General features: G+C 39.3%; 20 protein-coding genes and 1 pseudogene. 8 read left to right on the top strand and 13 right to left on the bottom strand.

Annotated elements, in window-relative coordinates:
* Positions 1 to 63 precede the first annotated feature (63 nt).
* Positions 64 to 1,506, top strand: coding sequence for a hypothetical protein (locus DIZ80_11460; GenBank protein RDH82880.1), 1,443 nt, complete (start codon positions 64 to 66; stop codon positions 1,504 to 1,506).
* Positions 1,507 to 1,556: 50 nt separating this feature from the next.
* Positions 1,557 to 1,841 carry a hypothetical protein gene (locus DIZ80_11465; protein ID RDH82881.1) on the top strand — a complete coding sequence of 95 codons (285 nt, stop codon included), beginning with the start codon at positions 1,557 to 1,559 and terminating at the stop codon, positions 1,839 to 1,841.
* A gap of 230 nt (positions 1,842 to 2,071) precedes the next feature.
* Here the strand turns inward: DIZ80_11465 and DIZ80_11470 are convergent.
* The 4 genes and pseudogenes from DIZ80_11470 to DIZ80_11485 all read right to left on the bottom strand — a co-directional run bounded on the left by DIZ80_11470 (position 2,072) and on the right by DIZ80_11485 (position 4,635).
* Positions 2,072 to 2,273, bottom strand: a pseudogene (locus DIZ80_11470) (hypothetical protein).
* 89 nt (positions 2,274 to 2,362) lie between these two features.
* Complete coding sequence (locus DIZ80_11475) at positions 2,363 to 2,908, bottom strand: YggT family protein (protein RDH82882.1); 546 nt, start codon at positions 2,906 to 2,908, stop codon at positions 2,363 to 2,365.
* A gap of 2 nt (positions 2,909 to 2,910) precedes the next feature.
* Positions 2,911 to 3,738 carry a pyrroline-5-carboxylate reductase gene (locus DIZ80_11480; protein RDH82883.1) on the bottom strand — a complete coding sequence of 276 codons (828 nt, stop codon included), beginning with the start codon at positions 3,736 to 3,738 and terminating at the stop codon, positions 2,911 to 2,913.
* A 180-nt stretch (positions 3,739 to 3,918) separates the two neighbouring features.
* Positions 3,919 to 4,635, bottom strand: a complete 717-nt coding sequence (locus DIZ80_11485; GenBank protein RDH82884.1) for a YggS family pyridoxal phosphate-dependent enzyme — start codon at positions 4,633 to 4,635, stop codon at positions 3,919 to 3,921.
* 146 nt (positions 4,636 to 4,781) lie between these two features.
* Between DIZ80_11485 and DIZ80_11490 the strand changes: the two genes are divergently transcribed.
* The 3 genes from DIZ80_11490 (at position 4,782) to DIZ80_11500 (ending at position 8,245) form a co-directional block, all read left to right on the top strand.
* Entirely contained in the window at positions 4,782 to 5,816 is a 1,035-nt protein-coding gene (locus DIZ80_11490; GenBank protein ID RDH82885.1) for a twitching motility protein PilT, read from the top strand.
* A gap of 124 nt (positions 5,817 to 5,940) precedes the next feature.
* Entirely contained in the window at positions 5,941 to 7,083 is a 1,143-nt protein-coding gene (locus DIZ80_11495; protein ID RDH83162.1) for a type IV pili twitching motility protein PilT, read from the top strand.
* Positions 7,084 to 7,105: 22 nt separating this feature from the next.
* Positions 7,106 to 8,245 (top strand): type IV pili twitching motility protein PilT, encoded by a 1,140-nt coding sequence (locus tag DIZ80_11500; protein RDH82886.1) that lies wholly within the window; start codon positions 7,106 to 7,108, stop codon positions 8,243 to 8,245.
* A gap of 63 nt (positions 8,246 to 8,308) precedes the next feature.
* On the opposite strand, the gene DIZ80_11505 is transcribed toward DIZ80_11500, so the two are convergent.
* The 3 genes from DIZ80_11505 to DIZ80_11515 all read right to left on the bottom strand — a co-directional run bounded on the left by DIZ80_11505 (position 8,309) and on the right by DIZ80_11515 (position 10,376).
* Complete coding sequence (locus DIZ80_11505) at positions 8,309 to 8,995, bottom strand: hypothetical protein (protein RDH82887.1); 687 nt, start codon at positions 8,993 to 8,995, stop codon at positions 8,309 to 8,311.
* A 123-nt stretch (positions 8,996 to 9,118) separates the two neighbouring features.
* Entirely contained in the window at positions 9,119 to 9,658 is a 540-nt protein-coding gene (locus DIZ80_11510) for a hypothetical protein (GenBank protein RDH82888.1), read from the bottom strand.
* A gap of 70 nt (positions 9,659 to 9,728) precedes the next feature.
* A complete protein-coding gene (locus tag DIZ80_11515) occupies positions 9,729 to 10,376 on the bottom strand; it encodes a hypothetical protein (protein RDH82889.1) in 648 nt (215 codons plus the stop codon).
* Positions 10,377 to 10,509: 133 nt separating this feature from the next.
* Here DIZ80_11515 and DIZ80_11520 point away from each other — a divergent pair, with 133 nt between their 5' ends.
* Positions 10,510 to 11,415 carry a hypothetical protein gene (locus DIZ80_11520; protein RDH82890.1) on the top strand — a complete coding sequence of 302 codons (906 nt, stop codon included), beginning with the start codon at positions 10,510 to 10,512 and terminating at the stop codon, positions 11,413 to 11,415.
* A 3-nt stretch (positions 11,416 to 11,418) separates the two neighbouring features.
* The gene (locus tag DIZ80_11525) at positions 11,419 to 11,712 is read left to right on the top strand and encodes a hypothetical protein (protein ID RDH82891.1); all 294 of its coding nucleotides are present in this window, start codon (positions 11,419 to 11,421) and stop codon (positions 11,710 to 11,712) included.
* Between the two features lie 25 nt (positions 11,713 to 11,737).
* Here the strand turns inward: DIZ80_11525 and DIZ80_11530 are convergent, their stop codons facing one another.
* The 6 genes from DIZ80_11530 to DIZ80_11555 all read right to left on the bottom strand — a co-directional run bounded on the left by DIZ80_11530 (position 11,738) and on the right by DIZ80_11555 (position 15,896).
* Entirely contained in the window at positions 11,738 to 12,190 is a 453-nt protein-coding gene (locus DIZ80_11530) for a hypothetical protein (protein RDH82892.1), read from the bottom strand.
* 239 nt (positions 12,191 to 12,429) lie between these two features.
* A complete protein-coding gene (locus DIZ80_11535; protein ID RDH82893.1) occupies positions 12,430 to 13,272 on the bottom strand; it encodes a hypothetical protein in 843 nt (280 codons plus the stop codon).
* On the bottom strand, positions 13,262 to 13,870 hold the full coding sequence (locus DIZ80_11540; GenBank protein ID RDH82894.1) for a hypothetical protein: 609 nt from the start codon (positions 13,868 to 13,870) through the stop codon (positions 13,262 to 13,264). The genes DIZ80_11535 and DIZ80_11540 overlap by 11 nt, the downstream gene beginning before the upstream one ends.
* Before the next feature lie 18 nt (positions 13,871 to 13,888).
* A complete protein-coding gene (locus DIZ80_11545; GenBank protein ID RDH82895.1) occupies positions 13,889 to 14,827 on the bottom strand; it encodes a hypothetical protein in 939 nt (312 codons plus the stop codon).
* Between the two features lie 62 nt (positions 14,828 to 14,889).
* The gene (locus tag DIZ80_11550; protein ID RDH82896.1) at positions 14,890 to 15,411 is read right to left on the bottom strand and encodes a spore maturation protein; all 522 of its coding nucleotides are present in this window, start codon (positions 15,409 to 15,411) and stop codon (positions 14,890 to 14,892) included.
* Positions 15,399 to 15,896, bottom strand: coding sequence for a nucleoside recognition protein (locus DIZ80_11555; protein RDH83163.1), 498 nt, complete (start codon positions 15,894 to 15,896; stop codon positions 15,399 to 15,401). The genes DIZ80_11550 and DIZ80_11555 overlap by 13 nt, the downstream gene beginning before the upstream one ends.
* A gap of 428 nt (positions 15,897 to 16,324) precedes the next feature.
* Between DIZ80_11555 and DIZ80_11560 the strand changes: the two genes are divergently transcribed.
* On the top strand, positions 16,325 to 19,120 hold the full coding sequence (locus DIZ80_11560) for a hypothetical protein (GenBank protein RDH82897.1): 2,796 nt from the start codon (positions 16,325 to 16,327) through the stop codon (positions 19,118 to 19,120).
* Positions 19,121 to 19,172: the final 52 nt, after the last annotated feature.

The raw sequence follows: 19,172 nt of genomic DNA on the forward strand, positions 1-19,172 counted from the left end.
CGTGGGAATATTTCCCACTTATAGAGATTAAGGTGACTTGATCAGTAAATAACAGGACAAATTATGAAAACAGTTAAATTTAAAAATCAGATAAGTCGGTTGATAAGCGCGCATAACAGACAGCTTTTGGTTGTTTGTTTAAGTGGTACGTTGATGCTGGGTTTGAGCGCATGTAATGAAGATGCGGTGAGTGAAATCAGTGAACTAATTGATGATGCAGAAAACTTATCAAAAACAAATTCAGCAGATCTGAGCCAGTTTCAAACAGCTCATAAACACCATGGACCATTTGGTTATAGACAGCCGGGTTATGTTAATCAGGACGCGTATATTACAGAAAATGTTTATGGGGTAGAGAATCTGGCTTATTACGGTGATTGGGACTCTAACCGGGTTTACATCATTGATGTTGATAATATGGAGTTGTTAAAAACAGTAGAAAATACAGGTGATGGTCCTTACGGGATTGATCAGCAGGGTGCAAATAAAGCCTATGCATTGACGCGTAAAACTGAATCTTTAACGGTAGTTGATAATTACACTATTGAAAATAGCGGGTTGATTGAGCTAGAGCACAAGCCTCGTTCAACAAATTTTAATGCCAATACATTGCTATCACTTGTTTCTGGCGGTGATAAAGCCATGACCAGTATTATCCGTACAGATATGGACAGGGTTACTCAGGTTGTAGGAGAAAATATATTAACAACACCCCATGATTTTGGTGGTTCTTTATCAACAGGGCATCCGCTCTGGGTGAGTGACCATCACTTTTTTATGCTTGATCGTGCAGCACGTGAAATTCAGTTATGGAATCGAGCAGGTGAAAAGTTATCAGTTTTAGATACACCAACTTCGATTCATCATATTTTTCAACCACCAGCTTCTACTATGGATTTGGCAGATAAAAACATTTTTTATGCAGTGGTTGAAGGTAACCAGGCAGAAAATATATCACCCGGCTTGATTCGTTTTAGCATTAGAAGAAACTCACTACATCAAACAGCGCAGGTTGATCTGCATGATTACGATCCGATAAATCTGGATGTTACAAAAATGGGTTCACATCACGCTGATTTTCATCCGGATGGTGAGTTAATTTATATAGGTTCAGCTGAAGGTCATGTGTTTGTAATTAATAAAAACACGATGCAGATTGAAGCAATGGCAGAAACCGGTTCTGGTGCTGGGCATACCACATTCCTGCCGATGCGTAATCAGGCCATTATTACAAATCATAATGCTACGTATATGAGTGTAATTGATACGATTAATCATGAGTTAGTTAGAAATATTGTAGTTGCAGATTCTGCATCACCAGATTACAAGTCACAGGCGCATACATCGGGTGTGAGTCTTGATATGAAATATTTTTACAGTGCAGCCAGTCATGATGGTGTGTTTTTCAGAATTGATCTTGATACCTGGGAAGTAGATAAAACCTATATAGGAGGAAATATTTTAATGGGGAGTTTCATCTGGAATGGTGAAGGCATAAATATGTAATTTATTTTTAACCGAATAAGTAAACTTTATAAATAATAGAGGAAGATGTTATGAAAAATTTTAAAAAATTATCAACTTATAGTGTAGCGATATTAATGTTTGTGTCGGTGAGTGCAGCGGTTGCTGAAGAGGGTGATATGACCCGTACTCGTACACAAACTCAAGCGCAGGAACATGAGTATTCAGGTGACTCTTCGCAATCACAAAAACGTGCGCAAAACCAGAATAGATACAACTACAGAAACAATTTTCAGACACAAACGCCATCAATGAGTAGCGGATCTATGAGTCGTCAGATGAATGGTAGTCGTTCAGGGGGAGGCGGGCGTCGATAGTCGATGCTAAGGAACATATCCATCGGGGAAAGATATCTGCTTTTTGATGTCTGTCCCCTGTTTTGATACCACAGGAACTGTACAGAGTAGTTCATCACTCTGCCAAACTTATCGGAATTACTACAGGGGACAGAGAGACAAAAATCGGCGGTCTATCCCCGAGTGAGATGTTCCACAGCAGTGCACATTTTAATCAGTAATTTAAATTGAAATAAATCTGTTTCAGCTTATCAAAAATTATTTAATATAAAAGAAGGCAGAATCTTCGGTTTGGAAATTCTAAAGCGTTTTTCACGACACGCTTCTCTGCTTAACAGTTCAACCTGCGATTTACTTACTTTAAAATTTTTTGCTAAAAATTTTTATCAAATGCTGATTCGCCTTTCCGTCTACTGGAGGTGCTGTAATTCGTATTTTCAGGTAATTACCCATCACTTCACAAAATTCATCTTTACTTGCTTTAGGTTGTACTTTTACACGCAAAATAAGCTCTTTATTTTTCCATTCGTAAAAGTCGTTATTCAAAGGCTAATGCCAAAAACCGTAGCAAATATATAACGAACAGAATACTGTACAAACATTAAAGCAATAATCGCAAATACAGGTGAAATATCCATGCCACTCATGGGTGGAATAAGGTTTCTAAAATGTTTGAGTATCGGGAATGTCAGGCTGTTCAGTAGTGCGACAGCAGGATTGTGAGGGTCAGGGTTTACCCAGCTTAGAATGGCCTGAATTATAATTGAATACAGGAAAATACTTATAACGAGTACAAGTGTTTCACCAAGAGCAATAAGGCCTACGGTTAATGGTTCAATTGTCTGATATATCAGCATGGCTTTAATTGCCAGCACTAAAAATGCGAGTAACAGTGTTGCAACATCAATGCCACCAAAACCGGGAATGACTTTTCGTAAAGGTAATACAGGAGGGTTAGTTATTTTTACAATAAACTGTGAAACAGGATTATAAAAATCGGCACGAACCCATTGTAATAAAAGCCTGATGAGTAATGCAGTCGCGTATAGCTGAAATAAAATATCTATTAAAAATATAAATGGGTTCATGATTAATCTTTTCCTAATTCATCCGCTAGTTCAATTGCACGATCTCGTGCGGCAGTGAGTGCCTGGTTGATTATGTCGTTGAAATTATTATTCTCAAATGATGCTAAAGCCGCCGCCGTTGTACCACCTTTTGAAGTGACTTTTTCTCGTAGTGTTGTCGGGTCGTCGTCACCTTCCAGTGCCATACGTGCGGCACCCAGGGCCGTTTGTTTTGCAAGTTTTGCTGCGGTGCTTTCATCCAGTCCAAGTTGTTTTCCCGCTGCCTGCATGGCCTCCAGAAACAGGAAGAAATAAGCCGGTCCAGAACCGGAGACTGCTGTCACTGCATCGAGTTGTGCTTCGTTATCTACCCAAAGGGTAATGCCCGCTGAACTTAATATTTGATCAGCGATGTTTTTTTGATTATCACTGGTACTTGTATTGGCGAATAAACCGGTAGCACCAGCCTGTATCAGTGCCGGTGTATTGGGCATGCAGCGAACTAAAGCGTTATTACCTCCTAACCAGCGATCAATATCAGTGGAGCGTATACCGGCAGCAATAGAGATCAATAGAGGTTTTGTTTTAAGTGTGGCAGTTTTGATGTTGTCGCAAACGACTTTAAGTACCTGTGGTTTTACTGCCAGTACGATTACATCTGAAGCTTCAACAGCTTTAAGGTTATCGATTTCGGTGTTAATGGAAAACTGACGTTTAAGCTGATCCAGCTTTTGCTGGTCAGGGTCGGTAACGGTAATTTTATTAGTCGGGTATTGATTACTAATCAGGCCGCTGATTAAACTGCCAGCCATATTGCCGCCGCCGATAAAACATATATGATTTGTCATAATTTTTCTTGTTTGTGGTTGTTATGGTATTAATTTATTAATAGTTTGTTTTTAGTCAGACGTAGAAGTTTTTTGCCCTGTTATGGCTCATATCCATCCCCGAAGGAGATGTTCTACAGCAGCACGCATTTTTACCAGTAATTTAAACTGAAAAAGACCACTTCAGGATTAATAATTATTTCATTATAACCCCACAACGTTTCTGGCACCAAAAATTGCAGTGCCAATTCTAATCATTGTACTGCCTTCTGCTATAGCTGCTTCCATATCTCCCGTCATACCCATTGATAAAGTATTAATTTGCGGGTGTTTTGTTTGTAATATTTGAAGAAGTGATTTCATTTCAGCAAAAGCTTTGCGTTGTGCTTGCAGGTTTTCGGATTTGGCAGGGATGGCCATCAGGCCTCGCAGGTTTAAATTGGGTAAAGCTATAACTTCATCAACTACAGTTTCAATCTCGTTTATTGTGAAGCCGGATTTTGATTCCTCTTCACTAATATTGACCTGCAGGCAGATATTTAAAGGGGGGAGTGCATCTGGCCGTTGATTACTCAGCCTTTTTGCAATTTTAAGTCGATCAACACTGTGTACCCATGCAAAGTTTTCGGCAAGTTCACGTGTTTTATTAGACTGGATGGCTCCAATAAAGTGCCATTCGATATCAATATCGCTCAATTCGTGTATTTTGCTGATTGATTCCTGAAGATAGTTTTCACCAAAACAGGTTTGCCCTGCATCAAATGCCTTGCGAATATCCTCTGCAGGTTTTGTTTTACTTACCGCGAGTAATTTCACATCTTGTGGATTACGTTGATATTTTAGACAATATTCTGAAATATTAAGCTGGATTTGAGTTAAATTCTCTGCAATATTGGACGAGTTGGAAGACGTTTTGGTCATTTGATTGAAGCCTGCTAATTTATTGACTATAAATAGGAATACTATTGTAGTTTTATAATACATACCAGATTAAACAAAAAAGGCCACAAATATAAAAGGGTCTGAGCTCTACATCGTAGTAATGTGGGGTGTTAAGGGGAGAATTAATGGATATTGCACAATTATTGGCGTTTGGTGTAAAAAACGGCGCATCAGATTTACACCTGTCGGCAGGTCTGCCGCCCATGATACGTGTTGATGGTGATGTGCGACGTATTAATATAGATGCGATGCCTCATGAAGAGATTCACGCCATGGTGTATGACATCATGAATGATAAGCAGCGAAAAACCTTTGAAGAGTACTGGGAAGTGGATTTTTCCTTCGAGATTCCTGGTCTGGCTCGATTTCGTGTGAATGCGTTCAATCATAATCGGGGGGCGGGTGCTGTATTTCGTACCATTCCTTCAAAAATTCTGACACTGGAAGAACTGGGTGCGCCAAAAATATTCGAGGATATATCGAATACACCTCGCGGTATAGTGTTAGTAACCGGGCCAACCGGCTCGGGTAAGTCTACAACTCTGGCAGCTATGGTAAATCATGTAAACGAAAATGATTATGGTCATATTCTAACTATCGAAGACCCGATTGAATTTGTTCATGAAAGTAAAAAGTGCCTGATGAATCAGCGGGAAGTTCACAGAGATACGATGGGGTTTAGTGAGGCGTTGAGATCCGCACTACGTGAAGACCCTGATGTTATTCTGGTGGGTGAGATGCGTGACCTTGAAACCATACGTCTTGCATTATCAGCGGCAGAAACCGGACATCTGGTGTTTGGTACATTGCATACCAGCTCAGCGGCAAAAACAGTCGATCGTATTGTTGATGTGTTTCCAGCAGCAGAAAAAGATATGGTTCGAGCTATGTTGTCTGAGTCATTACGTGCAGTTATTGCGCAAACGCTGCTGAAAAAAATTGGTGGTGGTCGTGTGGCTGCACACGAAATTATGATTGGAACGCCGGCAATTCGTAATTTGATTCGAGAAAATAAAATAGCGCAAATGTACTCATCTATTCAAACAGGTCAGGGCATAGGGATGCAGACATTAGATCAAAATCTAAAGGAGTTGGTTGAACGTGGTATTATTACTAAAGATGATGCTAAAACAAAAGCAGTTAATAAAGACGCTCTGTAAGTTTTGAGTGACTGAGTTGTTAGTTTGATTTTTAAAATGGTTGTCGTAGTAAATAGATAACTGACATTTATAATTAAAATATTACTGGAGTTTGGGAATGGATAGAGATAAGGCCATCCGATACATGCACGATTTATTGCGCATGTTAGTGCAGAAAGATGGTTCTGATTTGTTTATTACAGTGGGTGCTGCACCATCAATGAAAGTTGATGGAAAAATGACTCCCCTGTCAAATCAGGCGCTTTCACCGGCACACACTCAAACCCTGGTTAGATCTATTATGAATGACAAACAACTGGGTATGTTTGAAGCTGAGCAGGAAGTCAACTTTGCGATTAGTTTGCCAGGTGTTTCACGTTTTCGTGTGAATGCATTTACCCAGCGTGGCTCAATGGGAATGGTGTTACGTGTCATTCGTTCTGAAATCCCAAGTTTTGATGAGCTTAGTTTACCATCCGTATTGCAGGACATTGCCATGACTAAGCGAGGTCTGGTTATCTTTGTTGGAGCAACAGGCTCAGGTAAATCAAGTTCACTCGCTTCGATGATTGGTTATCGTAATGAAAATTCGTTCGGACATATTATTACAATAGAAGACCCTATTGAATTTGTGCATCAGCATAGAAACTGCATTGTTACTCAACGAGAAGTTGGTGTTGATACAGAAAACTATGAAGTGGCCTTGAAAAACACATTAAGACAGGCACCAGATGTTATTTTAATTGGAGAGGTGCGTGATCGTGAAACAATGGAATATGCAATTGCTTTTGCAGAAACAGGTCATTTATGTTTAACCACTTTACATGCTAATAGTACAAATCAGGCACTTGATAGAATAATTAACTTCTTCCCTGAAGAGCGACGTACTCAGTTGCTTATGGACTTGTCATTAAATCTTAAATCATTAATTTCTCAAAGACTAGTCCCATTGAAAGGTGGTGAGGGTCGTATCCCTGCTGTAGAAATAATGCTGAATACGCCCTTAATGTCTGATTTAATATTTAAGGGAAATGTTCATGAAATAAAAGAACTTATGAGCAAGTCTAATGAGTATGGCATGATAACATTTGATCAGGCGTTGTTTGAATTGTATGAGGAAGGTTACATAACATATGAAGATGCATTACGTAATGCAGATTCCATTAATGACCTGAGATTGCGTATTAAGTTAAAAGGTAAGGACGCTAAAAATACAGATCTAATGCAGGAAGTGTCAGGGCTTAAAATGGAAGAAGATGTCTCTGATAACAAAAACCTTTTACGTTAAAAATAACTAAAGTTGAATTAAATTGAATTTGCAGCCCTATCTAAAACTAATGGCCGAACGTGGTGGTTCCGATATTTTCTTTACCACCGGCGCGCCGGTGAGTATGAATATTGAAGGCAAAATGCACCCTATTGGAAAAACACCATTAGAGCCGGGCATGACAAAAGAAATTGCCTACAGTGTTATGGATGAAAACCAGAAAATGGGTTTTGAAGCGACCATGGAAATGAATCTGGGTATGTCTTTAAAAGACATTGGTCGTTTCCGTATCAATATTTATACACAGCGCGGTGAAGTCTCTATGGTAATCCGATATATTAAATCGGATGTGCCTACGCTTGATAAATTAAATTTACCTCCAAAGTTAAAAGATCTGGTTTTTAATCGAAAAGGCCTGGTGTTGGTTGTTGGTGCGACGGGATCAGGTAAATCAACAACACTGGCGTCGATGATTAATCACCGAAGTCTGAATATGCCAGGGCATATTTTAACTATAGAAGATCCTATTGAATATATGTTTGATCATCAAAAGTCCATTGTTGGTCAGCGAGAAGTAGGTCTTGATACCCTGTCATATGAAAATGCATTAAGGGAGGCGATGCGAGAAGCGCCTGATGTTATTATGATTGGTGAAGTGCGCGACCGTGAAACCATGGAAGCAGCAATACAATATGCTGACACTGGGCATTTATGTTTAACAACTTTACACTCGGTAAATGCGAATCAGACATTAGATAGGATTTTAAGCTTTTTCCCACCCGATGCGCGTAATCAAATTTTGATGGATCTCTCTCTAAATTTGCAGGCCATTGTATCTCAGAGGCTGGTTGAGGGATTAAAGGGAAAGCGAGTAGCTGCAATTGAAATATTAATTAATTCACCTTATATTTCTGAATTGATTCGTCGCGGCGATTTTCATGAAATAAAAGAAATAATGGAAAAAGGCGAAGCTGATGGTATGCAAACATTCGATCAGTCATTGTATCAACTGTTTTCAGATGGAAAAATAGATATTAAAACGGCGTTATCTTATGCGGATTCACGTAGTAATCTTGAGTGGAAGATTAACTTCGGTGGAGGCGTGAAAGAGATGAGTGACGAAAAAGAAAATGAGACATTACAGTTCTCAACTAACCCGGATGATTTGCCGGAAGTTAAGTGAATTAATTATAACAAACCAGTATATTTTAGTAAAAATACTGGTTTGTTTAATTGTAAACAATAACTAAAACATAACCCCAATATCTAATCTATAAATAATAAAGTCAGGTGTGCTTCCGGTTGTCTTACCAAAATCAATCCATTGTTTTCCTGCGCTGCCTTTTAAAAATAATTGGTCATTAACGTCAAAGCGTAAACCGGCAATAGCGCCATAAGTTAGTTCAGTTGTGGTTTTTGTGGGTATAAATGTGTCGCATACATAGCCCCACCATGGGTCGTACCAGCAAACAGTTTGCGGAAGTCCGTCGGGAATATTTGTGTCAACAAAGGTCCAGCCCACGGAAGCGCCTACAAAAGGTGTAAAGCGTTTTGCAAGAAAATTATAGGTGGTACCGAAATTCATACTGCTGGTATATATGTTGCCTGAAACTGATTCTGGTGTGTCGTTATCATCTATACGAGTACCGGAATAACCTGCATCACCCCATCCCATATCAAAATTAAATGCCCAGTGCTCGGAGTAGTTGTATCCCAGACCAATTGCCCAGTTGATGTCTTCATTGAGGCTGGCGCTTGCTCCACCTTCAAACTCTAAATCAATTGACTCAAAATAACGGGTTTGAAATGATAACTCCCAGCGATCCTTACGGTCACTGAGAGACATCAGGTTGTCAGCTATTGCTGTAATCGTGAAGAAGCTTAGGAATGTTATGTGGGTGAAAAACTTTAATAAACTCATGCCTTTATACATCAATAATTACTCTTATTAAAAATATTTAGTCAAAACTGGAATAAAGAAAACCGGTTACTTAAGAGGTGAAGTGAAATTTAAGCATAATACAGAGCAATAAAATTATTGCTCTGTATTATGTTTTTATTTAGGTAGTGAGCCGAGCATACTTTTAACTGCGTAAGCCAGACGATTTTTTGCCGTGTCTCCGGTATTACCCTGTATGTCTGCTTTTGCCGTGCTTGCCCAGATAACAACACCTGTATCTGCGTCTATCATTAAGATAACCAGCGCGCCTTTTGGAGCTGCTTCAAGTGTTTTAAATGACTTGTCTGGGTTTGACTTGTATTCAATGTTAGTCATATTAATGCCCAGTGCATAACCAATAATTACATCAGGTTTACGGGCTGCTTCAGTCATGCCTTTAGAGCGTAACTGGCTATCAATAAGAAATTTAATTTCAGCATTGGCATCAAAGCCCGGCGCTTTCCATTGAGCGGTTGGGTCATTCATAATAGAAGCTGAACCCATCCATGAATAAGTTTTATAACCTTTGAAATTGGCTTTCGGATCTATTTCAGTTTCAAATTTAATGTCATTGTTTGAAGCGGATGAGCCCATAGTTGAGCAGCCATTAAGTGAGATGAATAAAACTAAAGTTAGAGCGGTTAAGAATGTTTTCATAATTTTCCTTTTATGGGCTTTTTAAAAAAATTTTATAAGTAAAAGTAATTCAGCTTAATCTGGTGGTTATTTAAAACCGAAATCGTAAGCCGGCATTAACATCATATTGTCTCATAAAGCCACTGCCAGTCACGACGCACTGTCCACCGCTACCGCAGAATGTTTCGGTGCTGCCTAATGAAGAAAAGTATGCGCGAAACTCAAATCTTAAACCAATGTATCTGGTGATTTTATAAACCACACCACCTCCCAGGCTCATGGCAAAGCGTGATTTAGATGACAGGGATGAGTCATTCGGATCTAAATGTATAGCGCCTAGTGTAGCGCCAAAAAATTTATCTACTTTTTCCTCTACCCATATCTGGCTTCCACCCACCTGAAAATACTCAACATCTATGTTAGCTAATTTTGTTTGGGGTGCTGTGTTTGTATCGTAGAGGTCGGAATTCTGAAATGAGTATAAAAATTCCATTACATGTTCAGGGCCGTAATCAGTACCGATAATAATGCCGTAACTGTCTGTTTCATCAAGAGAAACCTTATTGCCTGTATTGGCATTTTCCAGTTCCCCTCCCGTTCTATAGCCGCTGAATATGTTAATCTCAGTCCCTTCAGCCATTGGCTGGGAAGATATTAAAGTAAAAATCAGGAAAGCGAGTATTTTTTTCATATTGAAGTCATAATCATTTATATTTTCGGATAATGTAGCAAATATCAATCTTTTTTTAAATGATTAAAATCACTCTGTCGAAGTTAGTATGAGCAAAGAAGGTTATATAGGTGTTTTTAACTAACGTAAACGTTATGATTCGAGCAATATCACTAAACTACAAAATGGATGGGTTGTTGTAATGCGTTTATCAGTAAGTTTCTTAGGTTTGTTGGTTACAGTTGTAACAGGTCTAAACGGTTGTGCCAGTTTTACAGATTTATCGCAAGGCGGTGCCGAAATGGCACAGGTTGCGATAACAGAAAAGCCGAGTGGTAAAAGATATCCCGGAAAATTTGTCTGGCATGATTTAATTACGCCCGATTTTAAGTTGGCAGGAAGATTTTATGAAAAATTATTTGGCTGGCAAATTGAGTACCGTGATAGATACGCAGTCGTACGTAATGGCAATAAACTGATTGCGGGTATATTACAGCTTGAATCAACAGATGAATTTGCCAGAGAAGGAGTCTGGTTACCTTCAGTATCAGTGACGGATGTAAAAGCTGCTATTAACAGAGTAGAAGCAAATGGTGGAAAAATTTTAAAAGGCCCAGTTGAAATGCAGAGACGAGGTGAAGCTGTTTTAATTAGTGATCCGCAACGTGCTGATCTTGTATTGCTGAAAGCAAAAGGCGGAGACCCGGTTGATGTTGAAGCAGCTATAGGTGACTGGTTGTGGGACGAGTTATGGACCAATGATGCTGAGAAACTGGAGTTATTTTATCAGCGTGTGCTGGGGTACGATGAGACTGTTTTAGGTGAAGGTTATGATGTATTTAAAAGTCAGAAAAAGTGGCGTGCAGGAATACGTCATGTAGCTGACGATGTGAAACATATGCTCTGGGTGCCCGTTATTAGAGTTGTAGACCCGGAGTTAATCGTTCAGCGTGTTGAAGAGCTTGGGGGTGTTGTCTGGATAACGCCTGAAGAGGCACCCGGAAACGGGGATATCGCTTTAATTAGTGACCCTACAGGGGCGCTTTTGTTGATTCAGCGCTGGGCATCAAAGAATGTTTCTACTGAAACTGTTAAAGAGGAGCTGTAAGTTATGATGCGCAGTTTTAAATTACTATTCACACTTCTGGCGGTTTTGTTATTAAATGGTTGCGGAACGTCAGGATCTGCATCCGGTTCAGTTCATGTTAGTGCGGTTTATGGGGGCTATGGTTATCCGTATTATAATTATGGATACCGAGGATGTTGTTACGGATCCCCCGGCCGCCCTGATAGGCCAAATAGACCTGTTAAACCTGATCGTCCGGCTAAACTGCCATCGACCAGACCCAGACCGTCAGGTGGTATGGGCCGCCCGGCTCGAATGCCGAGTGGGCGAAGACGTTAAGAAAGAAGATGCATTAGTATTGTTTTTAACGGCGTCCACCCGCTCTGGGTCTTGCAGGCATGTTAGAGGGCGGAGGGTTAATGCCGGGGCGATTAATCGGTGGACGAGGTACAGGTTTTGTTCCGTATTTGCGGTTTGATCCGCCTGCGTTAATGACTGGTCTATCTTCTTCAGATGCTGTTTTATTCGGAGCCTGTTTTTTTGCTTTTGGCTCAGGGGTTAAGTCAATTTTTTCAGCCTGATTTATGTTTTTCCGGGCCTGCTGCTGTGCAGCATCAATTTCACTTGCGCTGGGGCCTGCTTTTATTGGTACTTTCGTAACAGCCTGAGCACCGGCTACAGGTTTGTCAGAGTAGGTGACATTACCAGCGCTATCAACCGACTTCACCGGGCTGTTTGCAAATAAACTAACAGGAGAAGTGATTAATATACATCCCAGTAAAATTTTATAAAAACTATCTGTTTTGTTAAGATTCATTTTAGGTGTCCCTTTTAGATGTTTAACTGAATTTAATCATAATCTATCGAAATTTCAAACTTTACATTTTTTATCGGGTAGAGGTTGAGCCGACAGAAACATGCCAGGCGGTATTCTCAACTCTGAGTTCTATCTAATTTCATATCTAAGTCATATATCAAATTATTTCATTGTGAGAACCTGCACCAGTGAATCGCGATATATAATAAGGAAAAGAGTTTGATAGCTACAGTTTTTATTTAATACTTAAATGTAGCATAAATTTGAACACCGTCATGAGACCAGCCAAGTGCGGTGCTACCAATAATGCCTATTGCTTCAACATCAAGTTCAAAGGTTGCGATTGAAACACCTATTCCCCAGTTGTTATTGAAATAATATTCAGTGCCTGCTTCTAAACTTAATATACGACCACTTATGTCATTAACCAGAACATCAAGGTAACGAAATGATGCATGAGTGCGCCAGGAAGGCATTATTTCGTAATTAACTGAAAGTCCAATCAGAGGCATAGGTGCCTGAAGTTTCTGTTCAGAAGAAAAGTCCGATTTAAATACAACTTCATCATCACCTTCTGCCTGAACTTCACCCGCAGCTAGAACTTGAGTATTATTGAGTAGCCAGTAAATACCGGCTGAAAATCCAATTTCCAGTTGGGGTGTTTTATGAAAGTTATAAATATAACTAAAGTCGATAATATCTGATTTTGTTTTTGTTGATATCGAAGCGCCCGCTTTTATAGTTGTATCATCGATAATAATGTCGTTAACACTTTGTGTTAACGATGTGCGACTAATGGGTATATAGGTAAACCTTATATGGTGCAGGTCACCAACTCTGTAGCGTGCACTTATCCAGCTTGAATTAACCTGATTGGTCATACCAAGGTCATCCTCAAAACTGATAGTTTTATCGAAAGATCCACTAGACGAATTTAATGTAATATCCGAATTGTAATTTGATATGTTAGTACCTACAGATAATCTATATACTTCATCAATATCTGCAAGAGCAGTGTCAGTCGTTGACAGGTGAAAAACACTGACATATAAAAGTACGCTTAATATTTTGTTAGAAAGCATAAGCTAACCCAACACTAAAGCCAGAATTGGTTAAATCAAAAACATTATCAGCACTTGTTTCACCATCAAACAAATCTAGTTGCACTTGAGAGTTAAGTTCAAGTTGAAAAGAAACCTTATCTGTAAAAGAGTGGGCCCAGCCAATAGCCAGAAAGTAACCATCGCCATCTGTTGAATCAGAGCTGGTTCCACCTGGTGACCCTGCTTCAAAAAATTCCTGAACATTTAATTTTGTATCGTATAAAAGAATCCCGGCTTTGCCATAAATTTTATTGCGTTTAGAAAATGTATACTCTGGACGTAACCCTATTGTTACACCATAGGTTTTTACGCTGGCCTGATAAGTGCCAACAATATCCGTTCTGGGTTCATCAAAAATTTCTTCACTAAAGAAAGCACCAGAGGTTACCGCTAACCAGGGAAGGTAATAGTAGTTGTAATTAATGTGAATAATTTTACCCGTATGAAAATCATCAGATCCACCCGCGTCCGGAATAGTGTAAAGAATATTGGTATCTACAAACATGTCTTCAGCGTATGACATCTTTGACAGCAGTAAACAGGTTATAACAAATATGAATTTTAATAGATTTAACATTTTAAAAATATATCATGTTTAGTTTGGTGTGTAGGTAATTGTGATGTCAGCGCTACGGCTGCCAAAAATGTTTCCGTTAGTTGTTGGAGAATCAAAAGCCCCCTGTCTTTCGCGAAACAGAAACAGTTGAATCTCACATGGGCTGTTTATAGGGTTTATAACGGGGAAATAATTAAAGAACTCATCAACGGGCTCGCCATTACTTAATTTTATCAGTAACTCCTGTAATGCTGCTCGCGATTCATCAAGTATAAAATCAACATTCAGATTTTCGTCATTAATATCATAAATAAACTGATCAATACTTATGTTTTCAGTTCCATCATCTGATGTATCGGCAAGTGTTGCAGAGGTGCCGTAAGTGCTTGTTCTATCACCGTCAGTGCAGCTAATTGCCGAGCGAACTCTCATTGTGTCGCCAGCAGATTCAGGAGTCCATGTGATGTCAAAAGTATCACTAATGGATGAGAAATTAGTGCCGCTGATGGAAATGTTTAAAGGTGTAGGTGGCAGTGTAATAGTCGCAGAAGCACCAACAAGCTCACCGGGACCGTGATCTATATTAAATATATCAGCGGGGAACCAGCGTCCCTGTCTGGCTTCAACCGGGGCGTGAACCATTAAAAAGTCAATTTGATCTAAATTTAAATCATTCTCCAGACTAGCAGCATAACTACCATTATAAATGCCGTTATCGAGAAGCAGTATCAGGTCTTCCGTAGTGCTAGCCTGAACCACGTCACCGCCTACGAGATTAACGGGTGAGCCATTGTCAGAGATAGCGATGGCTACCTCAACGCTTGGAGTATCAATATGCTGGTTAGCTACAACAGTTGCAAAGCGGCCTTCAGGTGGAACACCGGGTACATTATTATCAACATCAATATCGCAGGCGGTAAATATCTGTGTTACCAGCAAGATGAATGAAATTTTAAAAAATAATTGCTTGCGTATCATTGTGTCTGCTTCTCATTTATACGCACGAATATACCAGATTATTAAGTATTACATAAAGTTAACTATGAGAAGTACCACCAGGTTACGGTGACTGCTGCGATAAACCCAGCAAGATCAGCTATTAAGCCAGCCTGTATTGCATAAGCAGTATTTTTAATTTTTACAGCACCGAAATAAACCGCCAGTACATAAAGTGTTGTTTCGGTAGAGCCAAACATAACAGCAGCGGTTTTAACAATTATAGAATCGTCACCGTGGGTATTAATCAGTTCAGCAAGTACGCCTACTGAGCCGCTGCCAGTAAGAGGGCGCATAAGCCCCATGGGTATTACTTCGGCTGGAAAACCTAAAAAAGTGGCCAGGGGGGTTAATAAGGTAAGAATAAAATCCAGAGCACCGCTTGCACGAAATATAGCAATGGCGAATAACATGGCGACCAGATAAGGGATGATATTGACGGCAATTGTAAAGCCTTCTTTTGCACCCTCTACGAATTCTTCATATACGGCAATACGTTTTATCAGGCCATAACTGATGATGAGTAAAATAAGCAGGGGTATGATGAGGCTGGTTAACTGTTGCATGTATTAGCCCCTTTTTTATTGCGACGAGCGTAGAATTTTGCAACGATCACAGCTGTAAGAGTTGAGCAACTGGTCGCAAGAATAATGGGGACGATTAAATCAGAGACCTGTGTGCCCATAAGCGCAATTAAGGTGACTGGAGGCAGCAATTGTACGCTTGATGTGTTTAATGCCAGAAACATGCACATCTCATCACTGGCTTTGCTTTTATCAGGATTTAACGTTTGCAGTTGTTGCATGGCTTTAATACCGAGAGGGGTTGCCGCATTTCCAAGCCCGAGAACATTAGCTGCCATGTTCATACTAATGCTGCCAAAAGCCGGGTGGTCTTTTGGGATGCCTGGAAATAACCAGTATAAAAGTGGTTGAACGACTTTAACCATGTGTTTAATAAGGCCGCTTTTTTCAGCAATCTGCATTAAACCGAGCCATAACGCCATAATGCCAATCAGGCCGATAGCCAGTTTAACGGCAAACTCAGCCATATCAAAAGCAGATTGAGTGACAGAGCGCAATTTATGCCAGTGTAACTCGGGTAGTAATAGTGTTAATTGGGTGTTACTTTTAGAAACAATATCTGCAATGAGTAAATCTTTTTTTCCATTAACAGCAGCTATGTGCCGTAGATAGGCCGGGCTTTGTTCAGTGAGATAAATATGGAGTTGCTGGTTGTTTTGAATATGAGCATTTAATAACTCATTATTAAGAGTCAGTGTAATACCTGTAGAAGATTTTCCTACAAAAGAATATGTCGTATTTTGGGCGATACCATTATTATAAGTGTTAGAAAATTCATCGCGGATATCCTGTCCTAGTGCGAACAGAATTCCAAGAATAATTAGACTTGCCCAAATTTTATTAAGCATTAAAAAACATCCTGAATGATTCTAGGATAATAAGGTAATTTAAAAAAATGTACAGACTGCTATGGATATTAAGTGCAATAATTTTTGTTAATCAGGCGTATGCAGCTAAAGATCGTAACTGGTCTGAAGTGGTAAATAGTGTCACTGATTCAATTGTGACTATAAGGGTCGATGCAGTGAGGTCTTTTGATACGGCACGAAATAGTTCAGCGCAGGCTACAGGTTTTGTGGTGGATGCTGAAAAAGGCATCATTTTAACCAATCGTCATGTGGTTCAGTCCGGGCCAGTAACCGCAGAAGCGTTATTTATAAATCGTGAAGAGATTGAATTAAAACCCCTGTATCGTGATCCGGTTCATGACTTTGGTTTCTTTCAGTATAAACCCTCAGAATTAAAGTTTGTTAAACCCAAAAGTTTACCGATAAAACCAAAAGAAGCTGTTGTTGGTAGAGAAATAAGAGTGGTCGGGAATGATGCAGGTGAACAATTATCAATACTAGCGGGCACATTGGCAAGAACAGATCGTAAGGCGCCCTATTATGGCCGGGGTAAATATAATGATTTTAATACCTTTTATTATCAATCCGCTTCAGGTGTTTCAGGTGGTTCTTCCGGGTCACCGGTCATAGATATTCGAGGTAATGTAATTGCATTAAATGCAGGTGGATCGGTTAAAGCTTCATCCAGTTTTTTTCTACCACTACAGAGAGTTAAGCGCGCATTAAAGTTAATTCAGAACAATAAAGAAGTTACCAGAGGTACATTGCAAACGACATTTGATTACAAACCGTATGATGAGTTAAGGCGCTTAGGTTTAAGGGCAAAAATGGAGGCTAAGCTACGCAAAATAAATCACGGAGTAGGTTTGATGGTGGTGAGACGTAGCTTGCCAGAAACGCAGGCATCTAGTCTGCTCGAGGCGGGAGATATAATTGTTAAAGGAGGGCAGTTAAAGGGAAAACTAAAATGGTTGAGGAGATATGAAGAACTGGAATCTTTACTGGATGAAAATGTAAATAAAAAAATTAAATTACTGGTTGAGCGTAATGGGCATTCAGTAGAAGTAAAAATAAAAGTTGATGACTTGCATGCATTAACGCCAGATCGATATATAACGTTTGGCCAGTCAATAATCCATAATCTTTCATATCAACAGGCGCGTCATTTAAATCGCTCTGTTGAAGGTGTGTATGTGGCAGAACCAGGTTATGTTTTATCAACAGCAGGTATTCCTACAGGTGCTGTAATTTTATCAATTAATAATAAAAGTATCAAAAATATAAATGATGTAGAAGAAGTGTTAAATGAATTGTCTGATCGTGATCAGGCAGCAATAAAATACATAACGTTTAAGGAGAGCAAACGTATACATGTTTCTATTATGCGCATGGACAGAAGATGGTTTCCACTGAAGAAATGTTATCGAAATGATGAAGAAGGAATATGGCCATGTGAAGTTATGATCGATAACAAAGCTGAAGAGACATTAGATAAAGCAGAAGTTAAATTTATAGAATATAAAGATGAACGTGCAGATAAACTCTCACCTTCTATAGTTTCGGTGCAATTTAATATACCTTATAACATAAATGGTATTGAGGACTCTCACTATGCCGGGGCGGGTTTAATTATAGATAAGAAAGATGGGTTGGTAATGGTTGATAGAAATACAGTGCCAATGAGTCTGGGTGATGTTCGAGTTGTTTTTGCAGGAGCGCTGGATATTCCAGCGAAAGTTATTTTTGTTCATCCATTGCATAATATTTCAATTGTTCAATATGACCCTGAATTGTTAGGAGATACTGAAGTTGAAGAAGTTGAGTTTATAGATGAAAAGCTGGAGTCAGGGGATAAGGTATGGCTCGTGGCTTTAAAAAATGGTCAGGAATTATTAGTAGAAGAGATGAAGATATCTGCAATAGACTCACTGGATTTTTCGGCGCCTAAAATACCTATGTTTAGAGAAACCAATCTTGATGCGATTAGCCTGAATAATCCACCGGCAAGTAGGGGTGGTGTGTTGAGTAATGAAGACGGTGAAGTTATGGCTGTCTGGTTAAGTTTTGCATATGGTAGTGGTAGCAAAATAAAACAGTATGAATGGGGTGTGCCGGCAGAAATTGTAATGGAAATACGTGATCAGTGGCGGTGTTGTAAGCAATTTAATATCCGTTCACTTGAAGTTGAACTTTCAACTTTATCGATTGCACAGGCGAGAAAACTGGGGCTGTCAGATGAATGGACAAAAAAATTACAGACAGATGATGCGCGTCGACAGGTTTTGGTTGTATCAAGGCGAGTAGCTGGTTCTGATGCTGAGAAAATCTTACGAGAAGGAGATTTAGTTCTGGCTATTGATGGTAAGGTGATACGAAATTATCGCGACGTTGAGAAAAATACCCAGAAGGAAGAGGTTAATGTAATTATTAATCGTCTGGGTAAAGAATTACACGTTACAGTTAAAACAAGGTATCTCAATGGCTTGGGAGTGAGTGAGGTTATGCAGTGGGCAGGAGCGTTAATTCAGGAACCTTACAGAGAAATAGCACTTCAGCGCGGCATAAAACCGAAAGGCGTATATGTTAGTTATATTTTTCATGGGAGCCCGGCTAATAGAAGTAGTTTAAGTACCTTGTTAAGAATTGTTGAGTTAAATGGGGAAACAGTAGAGAACCTTGAAGGGTTTAAAAAATTGACGAAAAAATATAAAGGTGAAAAATTTATACAATTAAAAGTGCTGGACTTAATTAATCGTGAATCAGTAATAAGCCTTAAACAGAATTTATATTATTGGCCTGGAAGAGAGATAATTAAAGTTGATAATGAATGGATGAGTCGATAACACCGTATTGTTATTAACATAAACAGATAAAAATAATATGTAATGACTTGTA

Origin of the sequence: endosymbiont of Galathealinum brachiosum (assembly GCA_003349885.1) — a bacterium.
Lineage (GTDB): Bacteria > Pseudomonadota > Gammaproteobacteria > SZUA-229 > SZUA-229 > SZUA-229.